The organism is Sphingobacterium sp. UBA5639 (genome assembly GCF_002421245.1).
In the GTDB taxonomy this organism is placed as follows: Bacteria; Bacteroidota; Bacteroidia; order Sphingobacteriales; family Sphingobacteriaceae; genus Sphingobacterium; species Sphingobacterium multivorum.
The window spans coordinates 75343-94203 of sequence record NZ_DIJR01000024.1 but is presented as its reverse complement, the minus strand read 5'-3'; the positions used below and the strand labels follow the sequence as shown (position 1 = coordinate 94203).

At 39.4% G+C, this 18861-nt stretch carries 18 protein-coding genes and 2 pseudogenes; 5 read left to right on the top strand and 15 right to left on the bottom strand.

Translation table 11 applies throughout. The features are described 5' to 3' along the window. Positions 1-119 precede the first annotated feature (119 nt). Positions 120-1301, top strand: coding sequence for a glycosyltransferase (locus tag B4Z90_RS14230; protein WP_115048573.1), 1182 nt, complete (start codon positions 120-122; stop codon positions 1299-1301). A 120-nt stretch (positions 1302-1421) separates the two neighbouring features. Here B4Z90_RS14230 and B4Z90_RS14225 read toward each other — a convergent pair whose 3' ends face one another. Continuing rightward, on the bottom strand, positions 1422-1946 hold the full coding sequence (locus B4Z90_RS14225; protein WP_083295736.1) for a CinA family protein: 525 nt from the start codon (positions 1944-1946) through the stop codon (positions 1422-1424). Between the two features lie 51 nt (positions 1947-1997). Next, positions 1998-2309, bottom strand: coding sequence for a hypothetical protein (locus tag B4Z90_RS14220; RefSeq protein WP_053003998.1), 312 nt, complete (start codon positions 2307-2309; stop codon positions 1998-2000). 215 nt (positions 2310-2524) lie between these two features. On the opposite strand from B4Z90_RS14220, the gene B4Z90_RS14215 reads away from it, so the two are divergent. Then, on the top strand, positions 2525-2971 hold the full coding sequence (locus B4Z90_RS14215) for a hypothetical protein (RefSeq protein WP_159332933.1): 447 nt from the start codon (positions 2525-2527) through the stop codon (positions 2969-2971). Next, a pseudogene (locus tag B4Z90_RS14210) lies at positions 2938-3275 on the top strand (metallophosphoesterase); the annotation flags it as partial. The gene B4Z90_RS14215 and the pseudogene B4Z90_RS14210, both read left to right, overlap by 34 nt. 90 nt (positions 3276-3365) lie before the next feature. Here the strand turns inward: B4Z90_RS14210 and B4Z90_RS14205 are convergent. Beyond that, positions 3366-3746, bottom strand: a complete 381-nt coding sequence (locus B4Z90_RS14205) for a DoxX family protein (RefSeq protein ID WP_236560186.1) — start codon at positions 3744-3746, stop codon at positions 3366-3368. A gap of 274 nt (positions 3747-4020) precedes the next feature. On the opposite strand from B4Z90_RS14205, the gene B4Z90_RS14200 reads away from it, so the two are divergent. After that, positions 4021-4299, top strand: a complete 279-nt coding sequence (locus tag B4Z90_RS14200; RefSeq protein ID WP_084823322.1) for a macro domain-containing protein — start codon at positions 4021-4023, stop codon at positions 4297-4299. Between the two features lie 39 nt (positions 4300-4338). Here B4Z90_RS14200 and B4Z90_RS14195 read toward each other — a convergent pair whose 3' ends face one another. From B4Z90_RS14195 to B4Z90_RS14165, 7 genes are all read right to left on the bottom strand, one after another. Beyond that, positions 4339-4812 (bottom strand): hypothetical protein, encoded by a 474-nt coding sequence (locus tag B4Z90_RS14195; RefSeq protein ID WP_159332932.1) that lies wholly within the window; start codon positions 4810-4812, stop codon positions 4339-4341. A gap of 454 nt (positions 4813-5266) precedes the next feature. Further along, a complete protein-coding gene (locus tag B4Z90_RS14190) occupies positions 5267-6397 on the bottom strand; it encodes a cytochrome-c peroxidase (protein WP_159332931.1) in 1131 nt (376 codons plus the stop codon). Positions 6398-6437: 40 nt separating this feature from the next. Beyond that, complete coding sequence (locus B4Z90_RS14185; RefSeq protein ID WP_159332930.1) at positions 6438-7991, bottom strand: DUF6850 family outer membrane beta-barrel protein; 1554 nt, start codon at positions 7989-7991, stop codon at positions 6438-6440. Between the two features lie 67 nt (positions 7992-8058). Next, positions 8059-9375, bottom strand: a complete 1317-nt coding sequence (locus B4Z90_RS14180; protein ID WP_159332929.1) for a DUF4876 domain-containing protein — start codon at positions 9373-9375, stop codon at positions 8059-8061. Between the two features lie 17 nt (positions 9376-9392). Then, a complete protein-coding gene (locus tag B4Z90_RS14175; protein WP_159332928.1) occupies positions 9393-12158 on the bottom strand; it encodes a TonB-dependent receptor in 2766 nt (921 codons plus the stop codon). Positions 12159-12340: 182 nt separating this feature from the next. Next, a complete protein-coding gene (locus B4Z90_RS14170) occupies positions 12341-13144 on the bottom strand; it encodes a DNA alkylation repair protein (RefSeq protein WP_286802570.1) in 804 nt (267 codons plus the stop codon). Between the two features lie 10 nt (positions 13145-13154). Continuing rightward, on the bottom strand, positions 13155-13445 hold the full coding sequence (locus tag B4Z90_RS14165; RefSeq protein WP_070560814.1) for a redoxin family protein: 291 nt from the start codon (positions 13443-13445) through the stop codon (positions 13155-13157). Positions 13446-13538: 93 nt separating this feature from the next. On the opposite strand from B4Z90_RS14165, the gene B4Z90_RS14160 reads away from it, so the two are divergent. Beyond that, positions 13539-13880, top strand: coding sequence for a winged helix-turn-helix transcriptional regulator (locus B4Z90_RS14160; RefSeq protein WP_070560815.1), 342 nt, complete (start codon positions 13539-13541; stop codon positions 13878-13880). Between the two features lie 72 nt (positions 13881-13952). Here the strand turns inward: B4Z90_RS14160 and B4Z90_RS14155 are convergent, their stop codons facing one another. From B4Z90_RS14155 to B4Z90_RS14135, 5 genes and pseudogenes are all read right to left on the bottom strand, one after another. Next, positions 13953-14570, bottom strand: coding sequence for a class I SAM-dependent methyltransferase (locus B4Z90_RS14155; RefSeq protein WP_070560817.1), 618 nt, complete (start codon positions 14568-14570; stop codon positions 13953-13955). 51 nt (positions 14571-14621) lie between these two features. Further along, a pseudogene (locus B4Z90_RS14150) lies at positions 14622-14803 on the bottom strand (class D beta-lactamase); the annotation flags it as partial. Between the two features lie 31 nt (positions 14804-14834). Beyond that, a complete protein-coding gene (gene eptA / locus B4Z90_RS14145) occupies positions 14835-16355 on the bottom strand; it encodes a phosphoethanolamine--lipid A transferase EptA (RefSeq protein ID WP_159332925.1) in 1521 nt (506 codons plus the stop codon). Continuing rightward, positions 16342-17175 carry a phosphatase PAP2 family protein gene (locus B4Z90_RS14140; RefSeq protein ID WP_112374706.1) on the bottom strand — a complete coding sequence of 278 codons (834 nt, stop codon included), beginning with the start codon at positions 17173-17175 and terminating at the stop codon, positions 16342-16344. The genes eptA and B4Z90_RS14140 overlap by 14 nt, the downstream gene beginning before the upstream one ends. Positions 17176-17391: 216 nt before the next feature. Next, positions 17392-18738 carry a Gfo/Idh/MocA family protein gene (locus tag B4Z90_RS14135; protein ID WP_236560185.1) on the bottom strand — a complete coding sequence of 449 codons (1347 nt, stop codon included), beginning with the start codon at positions 18736-18738 and terminating at the stop codon, positions 17392-17394. Positions 18739-18861 lie beyond the last annotated feature (123 nt).

Below are 18861 nucleotides of genomic sequence, written 5' to 3'. Positions count from 1 at the left end.
AATATTGAAAAGAAAGCAAAAAAAATAGGTTTGGAAAAAGGCTACTATTTATTGCTAATGGCCATTTTGGATCTTCCAGTTGAAGAAGTACAAAATACAGTAAAGGAGGGTTAAATCGTATGAAAAAAATAGCAATCATCAGTACTTGTCCGCCTCAAGAATGTGGGTTAGCAACTTTTACGAAAGACCTTAAACAAGGTATGGAATTCGATCCTACTGTACAAATTGACATCATCGCTTTATCTAAACATGGATTAGAGGATTTTAATGAATCTGTACGCTTTGTCATCTTTCGGGATCGACTTGATAGTTATCATCAAGCAGCTCGTATCATCAATGAGGAATATGATTATTGTATTGTGCAACATGAATTTGGAATATTTGGTGGTGCCGACGGTATTTTCATCACACAAATCGCCAACAATCTTACTATACCATTATTAACCGTATTTCATACTATTCTGCAAACCCCTTCATTGCAGCAGAAAGAAATTATGGAATTACTTCTGGAAAAATCTCAGGTGGTTGTCAGCTTATCGCCAAAAGGAGTAGAATTGTTAAAGGAGCAATTTGATTCGGCTCTTACGGATAAAATTAAAGTTATACCGCATGGCGTGCCGCAGTTTGACTATAATCAGGGGTTAGCCAAGTACAGGTTGAATTTACAGCAAAACTTTGTGATGATGACTTTTGGTTTAATCGGAAGAAGTAAAGGGCTTGAATATGCCATAAAATCCCTGTCGGGTATCGATCTTCCTGGATTCAAATACTTGATTGTTGGAAAAACACACCCCAATGTGCTTGCCCATGAAGGTGAATCTTACCGATTCGAACTTCAAAATTTAGTTGATCAACTAGGTTTACAGGATAAAGTTGTTTTTATTGATAAATTCTTAACGGATGAAGAACTTAAAGAGTATCTGACAGCATGCGATATATACTTATCCCCATACCCTCACGAACAACAAATAAGCAGTGGAACCTTATCTTTTGCAGTAGGCGCGGGAGCTGCAGTTATCTCCACTCCTTACTGGCATGCCAAAGATCTATTGAAAGATGATCGTGGCATTCTCACTCCGTTTAACGACATAGAATCCATGCGTGGCAACATCAAATTATTGTATACCTCCCATCGACTACTCGCTTGGCATCGTTTCAAAGCACGCAGCTACGGAGAACAAACTGTATGGAAAAACGTAGCAAAAATGTATATCGAGCTTCTAAATGGAGTAACAACACCGGTGAGATCTTTAATTGATTATGAAAAATACCTCTCTTTTGATTTGAAAAGAGAAGCATAAAGTTAAAGGGCTGTCCGAGGAGTCTAACTTTTCAGGGCAGTGATTAACGTGGACAGCCCTTCCTTTTTACTATTTTATGTACATCCCATCCAATTCAACAGCCTTTCGGATAATCAGTTCTCAAACGGATTGGCTTGACTTTTTACTCACCCTATTTAGTCGTAATAGCCTATTTAAAGTTTCGAATGCCTTTATGGTATAAATGGCCTGCGCTTCTTCCATTTTGACGCTCGATTGAAGTTCAATTTTTTCGGTAGATATAATCTTGTCCTTTTCAGCAATTGAAATATAGGCGAACAATTTACCAGCTGATTCGGGCACGGCTGTTGCATATCCGGTTGTGGCAATAGCCCATGTTGTACCAAACAGGTTGCTTACTGCAAGTGCCATTTCTTCGGTAATTTTCGGAGATACGCAGTCGCATCTTTCGGCTTCCTTTGCATCTACCTTTAGTATTTTTATCTTAGCATTAATCGTATAGGTGGTCACTCCCCCAGCGAAAACTTCCATTGCTCCCTCCATCTGTGAACAGGCTAACTGCAACAATCCCGCTGTCACACTTTCAGCAACGGCAATACGATCTTTAGCATCTTTGAGATTTTGAGCGACTTCGCGCAGTAACAATTCTGGAAACTCTATTTTCATTATATATTAATATAAGGTCATCTACATATGAAGGCATTGCCTACGCTATCTTTATGCCACATGGTATATTTTAATCTCAGGATTATTGCTTATTAGTGGCTTTAGTGCAACGAGGATGATATTATTGTATAATTCTGTTGACAAAAAGGCCTCAGCATCTTCATAAGTATCAAAGCCATATAAGAGCTGTATATCCTCATCGCTGAAGAGTAGCTCTTGTGTTTTCGCTCCTTTTATTTGTTCTCGAAATAAATCTTTGAACTTATTATATGTACTTGTCAATTCCCCCCTATTGGAAGAATTCATTTTTAACACAATTTGCAAATATGCTGTCGTCATTTGTTCCTTATTTTTATTGTCCATAATGGTTTAAATTTCCCTGACCCGGTACGAATGGATTGGAATTGCCCAATCCAAATGTCTCTAAAAACCAAACAGCTTCTAACCAAAGATCGTTTGTAATAAATTAATATTCCTTCGTTATTTAAGCTAACTTTAGCATAAACATTTTAGATGATATGCATGTTAAGTAAAAGGACGATCTTTGCAACTAACATTGAGATAAAATCTATCAGCACATGATATATTCAAAAATAGCGCTGTCAACTGTACTTTTCGTATTAATGGCACTCACTTGTACAGGACAGAGTTTTGATCGCCAACTGAGGAATCAAAAGGAAAAGACGCAAAAGGAATTTTTGAAGTTTATTACTGAAATAGGAAGTAAAATAACGGATTCGACCTTAACGACCGAACAGCAAAATGCATTATTTAACCCGATCGTTGCGTATGCTCATAAAGAACATACTGGCTTAACACGATTGCGCAAAAAATATTTTGAAAAAATACAGGCTCCACCAACAGCACTTAATGCATTTATTTTTGATAGCAAGCCTCCTGAGGAACTGTCAAAAATGTTGGAAACCCCACAATTCACGACAGTAACCTTGCTACAGTGTTATCGACCTATCGAAATAGCGCGACTTATCATTATGGGAATATCGATCTGGCCATGTCTAAAGTAGATAAATCCTCGCCTATCAATTTGATGCTTTCACACGATCCCTCCCATTGGCGCGCAGAGATCCTACCCAATATCCCACAATCGACGTCACTTTCAGCGGGCATACGCATGGGGGACAATTCGGCTATAACAACCCGAATTATCAGTGGAGTCCGGTCAAATATGCTTACCGCGAATGGGCAGGCCTGTACCGTGAAAAGCATCAGGCACTGTACGTAAATGTTGGCTTCGGTTATCTAGATTATCCAAGCCGAGTTGGGATACTACCGGAGATCACTATATTTCACCTGAAGAGTAAAGGTTAAAGCAAGTTAAATACTGTCCCTGATGGATTTTTCACCCAGTACATATTTTCGGGTAACTCATTAAATTCATCACAGATTTCAACACAATTTCTAATCGAATTTCCTATCGGCTGGTCTGAAATACCAAGAAGTAGCAATTAGAATAATGTATAATAGTGCCGGAGCCATTAAAGCGAAAGAATCTCCCGATGCAATATGCGAATACAAGGCACCAGTAGCCGTAAAGAAAATACCCGCATATGCCCATTCTTTCCAAAGTGGTCTTTTAGGCCAAAGCAAGGCAACCACAGCTAATAGTTTCCAGATTCCTAGTAAAGGAAGTATATAACTCGGATATCCCAAATGGTCTATATTTTGTATCCCACCTGCTCCTTCTGTTTGAATTTTAAAAATCTGTATGATAGCAGTTGACAATAACCCTACAGCCAACCATATGGTTGCTATCCAATAAATTATCCGATTTCTTTTCATAATGCGTTGATTTATTTATTATCCTGTTAATTACTTTACATTTCTAGCCACCTCTCCTATCTTCAACACCCGGTATTATCTTTGCCACCCAAAATAAAGCAGCTCTTTTACTGACCGTTCTTTATTATGTAGCTATTTGACTACAAATATAAATGTAGTTATGTAACTACGCAATATTATTTTCATTTTTTTAAAGCGAGGCATTGAATACAACGGCTATCCTGCGATACCCCAATTAAACCTGCTAATTATTTTTTCATATATTTGAGTTAAGATCAATCCAACGTCACATAGTAACAACAAAATAACCGTAGTTACTATTCATCGCTGCGGTGGGCCGGAAATTCTGGAAGGATGCCGTAACATTGTGGCTAAACAAGGAGGCTGCAAGGTAGGTGAAGCCGTCATCACAACTGCAGGCAAGCTAGCCGCTAAATATGTAATTCATACAGTTGGACCAGTGTGGAATGGTGTCATTACACCGTTTCTGATGGCCGATACAACACTTAAGCAGATCAAAATAGTATGTTTGACGATGATACCTTTCTACTGATCAATCAAATAATAATATAAACCTAGCATAAAACTAAGACTACTCCGCTTCAAATTCCCATCTATATTCATAGGAAGGAACAGGCTTATCAATGTGTGGAAATTGCAGTTTTTTGAGTTCCCTAATATGTTCAAAATCTTTATTTAGAAGTAAATATATACCTGCGTTCTTACCTATTTCTCTTAATATTTCTGGGGTAATCTCTTTTTCTCGACTGTTGGCAGATATGATCATTTTTACAAATTGCTTGCCCGATGAAGTTATATACGGATTTAGCTTATAAGGCCCCGGAATACCAGTATTTTCGTGAGATTGTCCTGCCAATACATCATTGATATAGATAGCATAGTCTACATTTTTTATTTCATGGTAGAGAAAGTATGATTTTACGACCGAGGCTATTCCGCTATGAGCAACCTCAGCAACCTCATCATTTTCCCTATCTCCACCGCCATTGTTACACGACATAAACAACACAACACAGTACATAGCAATGACGATAATTTTTTTCATTTCGTATTTTCTCCTTATTTTTAAAACTGTCGCAATATTCCTTTGATAGCGATTCTAAGCCAATACGACCAACAAGTTAACAACCCAATTTAAGGCCTTAAAACAAGAAATTGCGGATGGCTATACAGCTTATTAAGATACAAATTAGTCGGAATAAAATGGGCTATACAGGTTATTTTTTTACAGGAGAAGTAAGAAAAGTGTAACCATATATTAACCTCTTGGCCGTATTTAAAAGAAAGAGAAACGTCCATCTTTTTAAAATTTCTTTATAAGTCACTAGAATTCACGATATTTGGAAAAATAAACACCCTACCAGTATCTGTTTAAAACATTGGTTATCCAATAGCTGGATAACCTTTTTTGTGCAAGAAGCTATCCTGAAGTTGCCCCACTCTCAATATAGCATGTCGAACAGTATGCAAACACAGCTTCACGATTGTTCGGCTGTCATCTATCTCGGTAAACTTTCGGGACGGCGCATACGATAAGAAGTCCCTGTGATGGCGTGCAAAAAGGCCTCAATATCTTTTATTTCATCTTTTGTCAGATTTAGGGGTTGCATCAATGGATCAGTTACAGGATAAAGTGGATCTTTTGCTTTCTGCTCAGCAGTAGCGGAATTCATCTGCATACCACTATTGTACATATTCAACAGACCGGTCATATTCCAAAACAATCCGTTGTGCATCCACGGATCGGTATTCATCACGTCACGTAGGGATGGTGTACGGAAACGTCCTACATCAGCAGGATCCTTTGTAATCTCGTATCGTCCCAGGTCCTGATATTTCCGTTTGTAATAGGTGAGACCAATATTGTGATACAGATCATCGGTAAAAAATTGACCATTATGACAATTCATACAGCGCGCTTTGGTGCGAAATAAATGAAGACCGCGCACTTCCTGATCAGACAACACTTTATAATTGCCATCTAAAAACTCGTCAAAACGGCTTCTTCTACTTGTTAATGTCCGTTGAAAAGCACTCAAGGCTTTCAGTACCTCCGACATCGAATAATCGGTTTCCCCGAAAGCATCCACAAACAATTTGTTGTATCCGGGGATGGCCTTTAGCTTGGGAATCAGTTTTGTCAATTCCATATCCATTTCATGATGAGCTTCAATAGGACCCAACGCTTGTTCCTCCAATGAACCAGCACGACCGTCCCAAAACAATTCCTTGCGTGCATACACATTGAGCAAAGATGGCGTATTACGCGTGCCTTCAAGATGATCATTACCAACTGGTACGGTAAGCTTGTCAGCCCAGGAAGTCTGGGGGTTGTGGCAGCTACTACAGGATATTTGATTGCTTCCCGATAGAATGGGGTCAAAAAAAAGATATTTCCCCAACTTCACATCAGGCTTTTCCATTAAAGAAAAATAACCGGTATCGATCTTGGGTAGAGACTTAAATTCATTCCAATGAGCCCCTACATCAATTGTTGGTTTTGGCCATTCGCTCACCGGCCGTCGATAATAAAGCTGTATCTCATCATCAAAGGCTTGCTGTTGATCTTTCATAGAAAGCAAACCCACAAAACCAACAATAGTGGCCAATACACAAAACTGCTTTTTCATTCTCTCTTAATTATGCTTATAAACAAGTACGATAACTATTTTAAAATATATAAGAAACCCCCAATTTACCCAGAAACCAATTTTTACCCGGTACACTTGACAACGTATAGTCTATCGGCACCAAATTACCCCTACACTGATAATCCATCTGGAGCTGTATGCTCCAATTGTTCTTTGCATGATGCGTGCCCCATACCCAGGACATATTCCAGCTATTACGTGGAGCGGTGTCGTAAAGATAATCTTGATACAGTATCTGCTTCCCAAAATCCCCTGTATTCAACTCAGATACGTAGAGATTATGGCTTGGTGACCATTGTTTAGTATAGGCGATTGTTCCTATTATATCGGCCGACTGGCCGAGCCGGAATGTTCGATTCAGTCCCAGTCCCAGTTTAACTTGATCAAATTCCATTTGGTTACCACTAACACCATCTTTTTTCTCGGTCTTATACATACCAGCATGGCCTTCAAACAAATACTGATGTACGGCTAATTGAGTTTTAAACGAAATTTCATGCCGACGATAGGTGTAGTTATTTGCTAGATAACTATAATTAAAATCCTGTCCATTTTCAATTTGTCCCTGCAGCGCTACTCTTAGCAATCGCTTACGATGCATCTGCCGGCTCCATAAAAAATCGATTGATCCGATATCTTTTTTATAATCATTTAAGGACAAATAGGTCTGTTTTGAGTTATCATTTCGTCTGAATGATTGTTCTTCATTTAGATAGCGACTATTAAAATAGATCTTATTCCTATCATTGGGTTTCAGGAAGATATGCGCGCCGACGCCTTTACGGTGAATAATATCGTTGTAATTGATCTCTTTTAGTCGCTCACTCGCACTTCCAAAACCGTTCATCATCCAATTGACATACAATGGGTCTTCTGTATTGGTTGTATACTTGTCATTTTTATAGCCCACGTTGACCCGTTCAGAACCATATCCCCAAATACCAGCAATATGATAAGAAAATGTTGGCAGATTGTGACCAACACTCAATTCAAACTGCAGGTTCATATCTTTGATATCGCCTCTGGGATCATTATTGGAGTAGTGAGAGCCTAATCGATAATCGATGCCCAGGGAAATCGGGAGCTTAGCATCGAAGAATGCTCTTTGGATTCCCGCATCGAGCTTATAGGTCTCTCGACTGTATTTATTTTTTCGCAGCGAACCAAAATACAATGGCGCATCGACATTCCATCGTGACTGATGGCGCAAAGCAGTACTGTCTTCTGCGGAGCGGTCATATGAAAATCTTCCCCAAAAGCTAGTTTTGCGCCAATCGGTCTTCCCTTCCGTATACAATTGGGATTGAATGAGCCCATCAGTTCCTTGCGCCGCCTTAAAGTCCCCTTGCCCCCTGCTGTGCCGAATACCAAATAGAGAAGATCTATTTTTGATTTCCTCAGGAATCCATACCCTATTTCGTATGGCCATATCATGCATTATTACAAATGATGGCTGATACCAATAGGTCAAAGCTGCTGTTGAATCTAAAGAATTAGACGTACTCTGCCCGAAGACAGCGTGGTGGGCTAAGAAAGCCACCCAAAATAACATGATGTATCTCACACTTTTCATTCAGGTATTTTTTATAAAATACCAGCTTTCCAACGAAAAAGCTGGTATTGGGAATAACCGTTTTTCATTAATCACCAAATCCAAATGGATTTGCTTTTATCGCGATAAAATCTTCTGTGGAATTATTTGTATCTTTTAATTTACGAACTCCATTGTTCGTTTTTTCGGTTTTGCGAATTACAGATTGCGATGAATAGCCACCTAATGGTGCGAAAGTAAAACCTGCATCCTGTGACGCCGTCAATTTTTTAGGAATTCTCGCGTCCTTGGTGTTTGGCTGTACTTCTACGGCATCCATAATCCAACCGACAGGTAACTGTCTGTATTTTTTTGCGGTGGAAGTCGGAACACTGATGGACGGTTCCGCATAGCTCTTCAAATTCTCCACATCTGAACGATTCGCGTGCTTAAAAATAACATAAGCATCCCGCCCTAAATTATCCAATATCCAGTCATTCCCCGTATAATCCAATATCTCCACATTGGGAACAGCCGGATTGTCAATATCTGTTGCAAAAGGAGTTTTGCCAGGGATATCTCCAAAATAAACCTCAAAATTAGCTTTACTCAGATCTACTGTAAGATCCGGATTCTTGATGGCTACTTCTTTTCCATTATTACCAACAAACGGTGCTTTATGGTTTAGCGCATTTTGCGCAATTACAATGCTTTTACCAGGTTCGACTGGATAGGTCTTTCCATTGCCAGGAATCATAAATAAATCTCTTAAGTAAACATAGTCTGTATTTTCTGATTCGTAGCCGCCCATTCCTGAAGATTTACTCCAATCCAATTGGCCATTGGATTGATAGTAATCGGAATGACTGGTCGGAGATTGCCTTCCCCATAACCGGCCAAAGTAAAGACTATCGGCATATAAAACACGTTCTGTATTATTGTAAACTTCAAAAAACTGATCCCTGAATACCGCTCCTTCTTTATTATCAGAACCCGCATAGTAAATCTGCTTGATGACAAAGTCGCCCAATAGACCTGCAACCAATTCCATATCCAAAGTCGTAGAACTGGTTAAACTGATTTTTTTCAGCGAAGCATTGAATGTCACGTCTTCAATACTTGATTCTCCTGTCAAACTGTTGTATTGCGCTTTGGGTATCGTAATAGAAGCATCAATATCATATTCACCCGGTATAATAGAAGTCAGGTTGACCACACCTTGGGACGAAGAATATGTAGCACTGGTTTTTGTTGCCAGATTGGTTATCTTAACAATAACCTTGCTTAAGTCCAACTTGGTATTAAAATTTTCAGAAGCATATTTTAAATTCAGCTTAATATCCAGCGGTTGTACACCGGGTGTATTATCTTTTTTACAGGAGATAAAAGGTAAAAAGAGAAAAGGAATTAAGTAACGAGTTTTCATTGTGTTTAGTTTTTATGTTAAAATTTATAAGTCAGTTGGGCGCCATAGTTGGGAGATGAATTTGGGGCTTGCACTGAAGAAGCTCCTTCCCTATAAAAGCGCGGTTGGTAATCCAGAAAATTATAGACGTTAAATGACAGGTAAATATTCTTGCCTATTTCCTTGGCCATATTGAGACCAAAGTTCCAGTAGACGTAGTTGTTTTCAATATTTACCAAGTCAGCTTCATTTTTCCTTGCTGTGTATAATTCGAGATGCTTCGGATTGTTTATATCAAATTGATCAATGGTATGATACGTATAATCACGTGTATAATATCCTACAGGAATAATATCTCGGTAATTAGATTTATTGTAGTTTAATAATTCACAGTCTGCACTCAGTTCAATAATCAAACGCAAAGCCGGAAAATGAGTTGAACTTCGTAACTGCGCTCGACTTAAATAGTTCTTGGTAGATTTGGACGGAAAAAATCCAAGGATAACGTCATCTAACGCTGTCTTTTCGGCATTAAAATTCAAACGGCTCAGCGCACTGGAACTAGAATTGGCTAGGGTAAATGCGGCAGTAGCGGAGAAAGTTGTCATAATCTGTTGAATTCTAGGTGTAGAATACATGACTTCCGCACCAATATTGGACGATTTATTACTATTGGCAAAGTACAGATTGGACATTAAATAGCTTCTCGTCCCCGTCTGTTCAACTATTGGTTTACCCCCGGGCACCGCAGTAGCCGAATAGGTAGGCAAGTCAATGAGTTGATCAGCCGTAACCGTGTTGATTCCGCGCGTATTTTTTTTATAGAAAAGATTCGTACGTAGCTGATGCCCATTCTTATGCCATGAAAACGATGATTCCAGCGTTTGCCCTACACTACTTTTGAGATTGCTATTATCTTTTTCATAACGCCGCAAGTAAATCAATGCCATACTTTCGTCAACCTTACCATTATAAGAGTTGAGCAATATAATTTCATCAAAAGTAGGCCCGGGATATAGTTGTGCTAATCCAGGAGATTTGAAGGATAAGCCGTATGCTAGCCCAATCTGAGTTGATTTAGAAAGTGAATAATTGATGTTGGTTCTTGGAGAGATGGAAGAGTGACCATTCATAAGATCCCAGCGAACGCCCGCCCGCATGCTAAGATCCCTTCCCCATACTTTTGTCCGCATAGCATCCTCCGCATACAAGCCCAGGTTTTGCAAAGCGTTTGTTAATGAAAAATCATAATACCTATCCGATCTCGCTCCAAGATCCTTTTTGGGAATAGAAGGATCTGCAATTCGCCCCTTTCCACGGTTGATGTCATAACTATAGTTACTTCCAAAGTTTATTTTGTGGATAATATCGCCGGTAATTGCGATGGCATTTCCTTCCAATCGGGCATTTAAATTCAATGGTCTATTATCCACATGATCTAGCGCAGTATACTGACCAGGTGCATATTGTCCTTCTACAATTCCAGTTTGCACAGAATCGGTATAAAGCACGACTGCACCATTATAGTAATACTCCCGATAGGTTTTCTGCAGTGTTGAACTTATTCCTGCATTGAGACTAATGCTTTTAAGGAATTTATGGTCCAATTTGTAACTGGTTCGGCTAGCAGCATTCCAACCCCGGCCGCCAAAAGAAATGGCATTCGAGAGTGGGTCATCTGGATCTTTTCGGACCTGATCAATAACTTTATTGTAAGAGCCTGAGAAGGTTTGTTTCAGACGCTTATCTGCGCCAAAATAGTTTGTCCATATCAAAGTTCCGTTTACGCGGTCGTATTGTTTCAGCTTATCTCTATTGTCTGCGTAAGACTGCACATAACCTAAATCCACATTAATTGTCCCAAGCTTTTTTCCGAGCTGCATTCCCTTAGACAGACCATATGAAGTTGCATTGCTCCGCACTTGAAGCCTAAAAAAAGCCGGAGTCTTGCCAGCCTGCCTTTCGATAATAACGGCACCATTTGATAAATCGCCATAGCGTGCCGGTGCTACGCCAGAAATAACTTCCAAATGTTCGATATTTTCTATCGGAATCTGACGCAGATCCAGACCGCTAAACACATTTTCTCCAGAATAGAATTTTCCCGTTGTCGGTCGACCGGTTAAACCATAATCTGAAGGTCTAATTGCATTCGTTGCGGAAGACATGCCAAATATTCCAGCGTTCCGCCCTTGCATATTACCATTGTTACCCAAAACCATGTCATCCATTATGATAGCGACACCAAAGGAGTTATTCAGTTCATTCGCGTCTCGCGATCGTCCTGTAGTCTCACTAAAAGCACCTCTCAGCGTCAGATTTTGCATCTCCTGCACAGAAGGGGCTGTATTCTTCCGGTTTGGCAATCGGTTCAGCAGATCGTTTAAACTTAGCGCCGGATAACGTTCAATCATTTCGCGATCAAATACGAGTGATGAGTTGCTCAACTCCCCTCTCTTCGCCTGTACCCCAACTTCTTCAAGAGCAAGACTCATATCTTGCAACAAAAAATTTTCAATCTTTTGCATCGAATCTAACAGGACTGTCCTTTCAACCTTTTTCTTACCAATGTAGGAAACCGATAGCGTAACAAGTTTGCCATACTGCTCTTTAGGGATGGTTAAACGATATTCACCACGCCCATCGCTCATACTGGAGAATCCTAACTGATCCAAAATAACGGTACTTCCCAATAGGACTTTCTTATTACCATCAGTGATCTTTCCCCGGATGTATATCGACTGTGCATGCGCAACTGCAATTGTGTAAAATAAAATAAAATTAGTCCAATAGAGCTTTTTCATAAGTGAGAATAAAAGCGCACAAAAAGGCACATCTATTTAAAATGATTCTAAACAGATGCAAATGTAACGTATTTTAACACAGTATTTCAAATTATTTTTAATAATTCTAAATAAACTACTGCATAAAAAATTAAATATGAACTAGAAAGACGCAAAAAACAGAATACTGATACCGGTAATTTTTACTTCGAAATTGTGCGTAATGCTTTTCGAATAATGTAGTGTGTTTCCTTGGTATTACTTTCTTCTTCCCAACGATGACAAAGTGCTCTAACAAAACCAGGTTGGCTTTTGCTTGCGTCATTCAGCCAATTTGCGACGCTATCCCGAACATATTTTGAAGGATCGGATTTTAGCGGTTCTAAAATAGGCAAGGCTAGACTTGGTTCCTGCTTCAACCGATCGATGTGCTTACACCATACGCCCCTCGGTCGGGTTGACTCCGTAGCAAAACGCCTCACATTTTCATCCTTCTCTATCGCCCATAGGCTCAGATAGGTAATGCTCCTGTCCAAATCAAAAGCTATCCTATTACGGATGGCCATCCAGCTGATTTCTCGTACACCAAAATGTGTATCTGCAGCAAAAGGACGTATTGATGAAAGCAGTTCCTCAATTTCAAGCTGTTTATCATTTCCAATCGCGTAGGTCGCCCAGCAACGCACGAGATCTGCAGGATGATTGAATAATATTGTCAGGAAGGTATTATCACGATTTTGTGTGATCATGTCGAACAGCGCACGTCCGATCGTTTCATTGATGGAATTTACCGTCGGTTTCTGTAACTGCTCCAAAAGCAACAAGATTGGCTTTAAGTAGTGAATGCGCGCATTCTGCTGAAGAATGTGCGCAAGTAAAAGCCGTTGGTCAACAGCTAGCCACTCTACAAGATTTGCAGTTTCAATTTCACCGCGGTTCAGACTGGCTAGGCAGTCTATTGAAATATCAGCTGTCTGCCTTACCCCTTTACGTTGTACTTTGCTCATAGCTGTATGATTAACGCATCAATATTAGTCTTAGCTCGGGATTACAGTAAGGACACCAGTTGCCGCGGAAAAAGGCCACGCTAACCGTTCCATTCTCCAGAAGTTTTCCGAGCTCAATTTTGCTATGCAGCGAATTCATCAAACTAAAATTCGGGACCTTGTCCCCTATCTGCAGGCTCTTTTCGATTAGATCGCCAGACTGAAGATCCTGAATGGATCTGCCAAATATTTCCTTTATTTCAAGACGAAGATTAGCTAAATTCGCATTTAATTTAGCAATTTTGTGTTCTAAATTTTTCATGATGCTGTACGTTATTTCTGCAAAGTTTTAAAAGTAAATGCACAATCACAATACCGCATATTATTATCCCTATGGGGCAAAAAAGTCAATTTTATGAGTATAACAGAGAAAGCAATAAAACAAAAAATATGTCCATTGGAATTTGCCGTCAATGCGATTAGCGGGAAATGGAAAATTCCGATTGTCTGGCGTATCAATGAAGGGGAAAAACGCCCAAGTGAAATGCTTCGTGGTATTGCAACAGTTGATAGACGGGTGCTAAACCAACAATTGGCCGAAATGGTCAATGATGGTATTTTAAGTAAACAATCTTTCCATGAGCTTCCTCCCAGAGTGGAGTATTCATTGACACCCTTAGGGAAAAGTTTAGTGGAAGTACTCTGGAAATTAAATGCCTGGGGAGAACTTTTATTGGAAAATTCCAATAAAAATTAGCACAAAGGGGCAGATTCGAGCCACACACCGATGCGCTATTTGTACGAAATGCGTTCGCCCCAGCTATGACAGCTATTTACGAAAACTGCAAAACACAAAATGCTGTTTCGTGTCGAAGGGTGTTATATGGTCAATAGTCATACATTCAATTTTCCTAAAACATGTCTGGAATAAATCGCTTATTGATTGTGCTGAATACTGTTTAATAGTAATGCCACTACATTTCTTTGGCCCCTGTTCAGAAAAAGTTCCAACGACTAAAATACCTCCCACCGCAATTGATTGATCTGCGATTTTGATGTAACGATCAATCTCCTGGCGAACAGTCAAAAAATGAAAGGTGGCCCGATCATGCCAAAAATCATAAGTTGCGTCGGGAACGAAATCCAAGATATCCGAAACAATCCATTTGACTTTAGTCGCCTCATCCCCTAATCGCTTCTTCGCTCGTTCAATTGCAGCGTTGGATATATCCAATACAGTAATATCTTCAAATCCTGCTTTCAGCAAGAAATCAACCAGGAAACTGTCACCACCACCTATATCGATGATTTTCGCCTTTTTTGGAAGGTTAGCTTGCTCTACAAAATGTAGCGATGCTTCTGGATTGGGCTGGTACCAGCTCACTGATTCCAGCGGCTTGTTTTCGTATATGTCTTCCCAATGCTTCTTTCGATTAAAATTTTCCATCTGTCTATTGTCCTGGTAAAATTTGATGATTGATATCTAATGCCCTAAGGTTTAGGGCAAAATTTTTAGCTCCTTAAAGACTTTCCGCGTATCTCTTTGCGGCAGCGCGAGAAATCAGGACGATTGAACTTGCGGTCCTGAATAAGCCGCGTTGCAAAGAAATAAATCTTTTCTTTTTGCTCAACATAACCTATCCACCATCCGGTATTGATCTGATTGGCCATAGTCCATCCGTTTTAGACCAAACTGTACCCGCAATCCTGTCTATTCGAAAATATCCATATTTTCATCATAAATAGGGCTTTTCATATCCAGAAATTTCAACACACTGTGAAATACGTGATTTTGGGTCAACGTTTTATTTGGTTTCAACTGTTTTGAATGATCAGAAACCCAAACAATAAAGGGAATCTCGTATTGCTCTTTTGGTGCAATGCTCATCGGCAATCCGTGCATATAAAGGTTATTTTCACCCAGCGATTCGCCATGGTCCGAGACGAACAACATGGCACTATTATATTCCTTCAATTGTTTTAGATCCTCAATCAGATTATGTAAAATATAATCTGTATAAACAACGGTGTTATCATAAGCATTGATCAACTCTTCTTTAGAACAGTTCCCGAGTTCAACACTATTGCATACAGGTTTAAACAGCTCGAATTGAGCGGGATATTTTTTGCTATATGTTGGCCCATGGCTTGTACTTGTGTGGAGCACAACAAAAATTTTATCTTTTTTACTGGAGGATATTCGCTCCTTTAGACCTGTTAAAAGTACCTCATCGTAAGCACATCCTTCACCCTTACAATTTGTGGCAAGTTGATCATTTGTTTCATATTCTTTAATATGTACAGGTGGCTCCCCCCAATTACTTGTTCGCCAGATCACATCGACATCATTTCTATAGAGATAGTTCGGCAGGATTTCGTACAAATCATCTGTATTTTTATGCTCCAATATACATTTTACTCCTGCTGTCGTATAGGTGGAGCAAGAAGTTGCGTCAAAATGATAAAGATTGGGTGTTTTGGAAAGTAGCGGATTTGTATTCTTTTGATAGCCATATAAGGAAAAGTTATCCCTTCGAGCAGATTCACCAATAACAAGGACAACCACTGTCTTTTTGTGGTCAGTTATCTTCGCATCTGGCAATAAAATCTCTTTTTTATTTTTTTGATGTTCGTGAATGTAAAAACGCGAAATATTGACGGTATAAGACCACGGCATGGCAAGTGCGCCCAAAGTCTTCGAATTCTTGTCGATCCATAACCAATTAGTCGCATTGGCGAATATTAAAATAACGATAAATAATAGCGAAAGTGACGAAGTGATAAAGAACTTCTTTGGTTTATCCTTTATTATTTTTGCTTTAATAATGAAGATACTGGGAATAATACCGAGAAAAACGAGATAAACGATCAATTTCAGGGAAAAGAAACCGCTGGACTCGGAATAACGGGTATTCAAGATATTGCCGATCATGGTTTCATCCAAAATAACGCTATAGGTATTTACAAAATAAACGGCTACTGAATTGATAAGAAAGAACAACACAAGTATCGATTTCCCGAAGCGACGCGAGGCTGAAAAAAATAGATAAAGTACAAAAGCATTCATTACCAGCATCAAAACCATTAGACTGCCGATGAGAACAATGCCCCCAAAGCTTTTATAATCAACATTTTTAAAAACAAAAGTATAAAATGGAAAATGGAAGAATATAAAATTCAACACACTCATGAAAAGGACAAAATGAACTAGTTTTAAGCTATTTTTTAGCATAAACGGTAATGGTTTTATAAAGTGTACTAATTAAGCAGATAAATGTAAAATAAAATATTAGCAAATTATCATTAATTATTCTATTGACCAATACTATACTGAAAACGAGGAATAATAAAATGAAAATTGGATAATACCGTTGGTCGTTGACCCAATTCCATATTTTAAATTCCCTGCTAAAAAAAATTCCGAGCAGTCCCGAAACATATCCTATAATACAGCCACTAACTACATCTAATGGATAATGTGCTCCCAACGCGACGCGAGATAAAGCAAGCATTAACCCAATACATGTTAAACAAAAAAACCACATTATTTTATAACTCAATCGTTGCGGCATAAAAGCATACATGATAACGGTCAGCGTTGTAAATATCGTAATGGAATGGCCCGAAGGCAAGCTATTGTTACCAAGAAGCATCTTACCAGTAATCAAAAAACTCGTTTGATTAAACACCGCTGCAGGTCGAGGCACAGCAAATGCCACTTTTAAAACAATGGAAAAAAAAGCTGAAATTAGCGATGCTGATATCAATGCTTCCCATAATTTAGGCGCATATAATACAAAAACACTCAATAGTGACAGGCTAATTAAACAATCTCCAAACTGTGTAAAATTAGACTCAAGATTTGGATATTGTCCGAGGTAAGCATTTATTGTGAAAAAGCTATTCTTCTGAATGACCGTATAGCCATATACATTCAATGCATGATTAAAATAGAGAAATAGAATGAGCAGAACTAATAGAAGTATAGGTAGAAAGAACAAGGGTTTTCTAAGCCTAGCATAATTATGGGTTATCGTCGAATTCATATTCATCGTCTACTCGTCTTTTAATCGAGTAAAGAACGGTTCGAATTCTGTAGAAATTTAGAATTTTAAGCTTGAACATATTTTGTTTAATCTATTGGATCCCTTTGCCGTTAGGTCAGGAACGTTCTATATATTGATAAATGCCAAGTCTGTCCATATGCATGGCATATTTTGACGGGTGCGTTTTTTCCATTTGCCGGTATCTGTCGCTTGATATTTTTATTACGGATGTTGCCATGGACTGCGATACCCTCTCTGCAATAATTGAGTTGCTTCAGGGTCATTAATACATATTTTTTGCGTAGGATCATAAATCAGGGGCCGATTCAACTGCATCGACAAATTGGCTAATATGCAACTTGCGGTGGAGATATAGCCTTCTTCAATATCGGCTACAGGTAGGTGATTATTTTCAATTGCTGATAAAAGATCGAGCATGTGTCGTCGCGTTGCCGGAGCTGTATGCAGTTCTATTCGATGCTCTTCCAGATCTTTAGGAAACGTCTCTTTTTCTAAGATAACATCCTTTCGGATAGTCTCACCTTCTCCGATGGGAATGAACTCATATTTCATCACACTTCCCTTTAAAGTACCTTTGTCACCGTATATAACAAATGCCCAAGGATATTCAGGGTCTGTTGCTGCTCCCCATGTCCTATGCTGCCAGACACAGTTAAGATCTTCGTATTCAAATAGAGCGGTCTGCGTATCTGCAATCGTCGATTTGCCTTCTTTTTGGACATAAATACCACCTTTGGCACTCACGCTTTTGGGCCATTTAAGTTGCAAAAGCCAACGTACCGTATCAAACATATGCATTCCCATATCGCCGGTTATCCCATTTCCATAAGCCATAAAGGTTCGCCACCAGCTGCCATGCGGTAAACCATCATAAGCTCGTAAAGGTGCCGGTCCTGTCCATAACTCATAATCTAAGAACTCTGGAACTTGTTGTGTAGGCGGGTTACCATTTTTCCGCATATGATAGTAGCAGCACATCTCCACATGCGAAACCTTACCAAGCAGGCCGCTATCGACCACCCGCTTCTTAGCGTCGATGAGATGCGCCGTACTCCGCCGTTGGGTCCCTACCTGCACTTTCCGGTTATATTTTCTAGCCGCGCGCCATATGGCATCGCCCTCAAGTACATCCACACTGATGGGTTTCTGCAAATAAAGGTGAGCCCCCGCACGCATCGCGTCTATAGCCTGTCTTGCATGCCAGTGATCCGGTGTGCCAATAAGGATAAGATCGAATTTATGGTTAGCGAGCATCTCCCTATAATCTCTATAAAGCTTTGGAACCTTTTTTGAAACCTGGCGCTCAGCAGTTAATCGCCCCGCCTCCTGCAAATGGTTGTCGTCAACATCACATATGGCGATAACATCAACATCCCGAACCTGCATTAAACGGAACAAATCACTCTTCCCATACCAACCCGCACCGATCAATCCGACCCGAAAATTTTTAATCGCATCTTTAAACGACAGACCTTTAACTTGCAAAGCGGATAAAGTTAAGACTGCTCCCGCTCCTTGAATAAATTTTCTCCGATTTAGATTGAACATAGACACAATTTGCTGGTTTATTACCTAATATAAGAAAAATAAGCAATAAACAATAAAATATTGCATCAACAAGCGCAGCTATAGAGCGGATAATCTGGGAAATTACGGAAAGAAAGGCTCGGA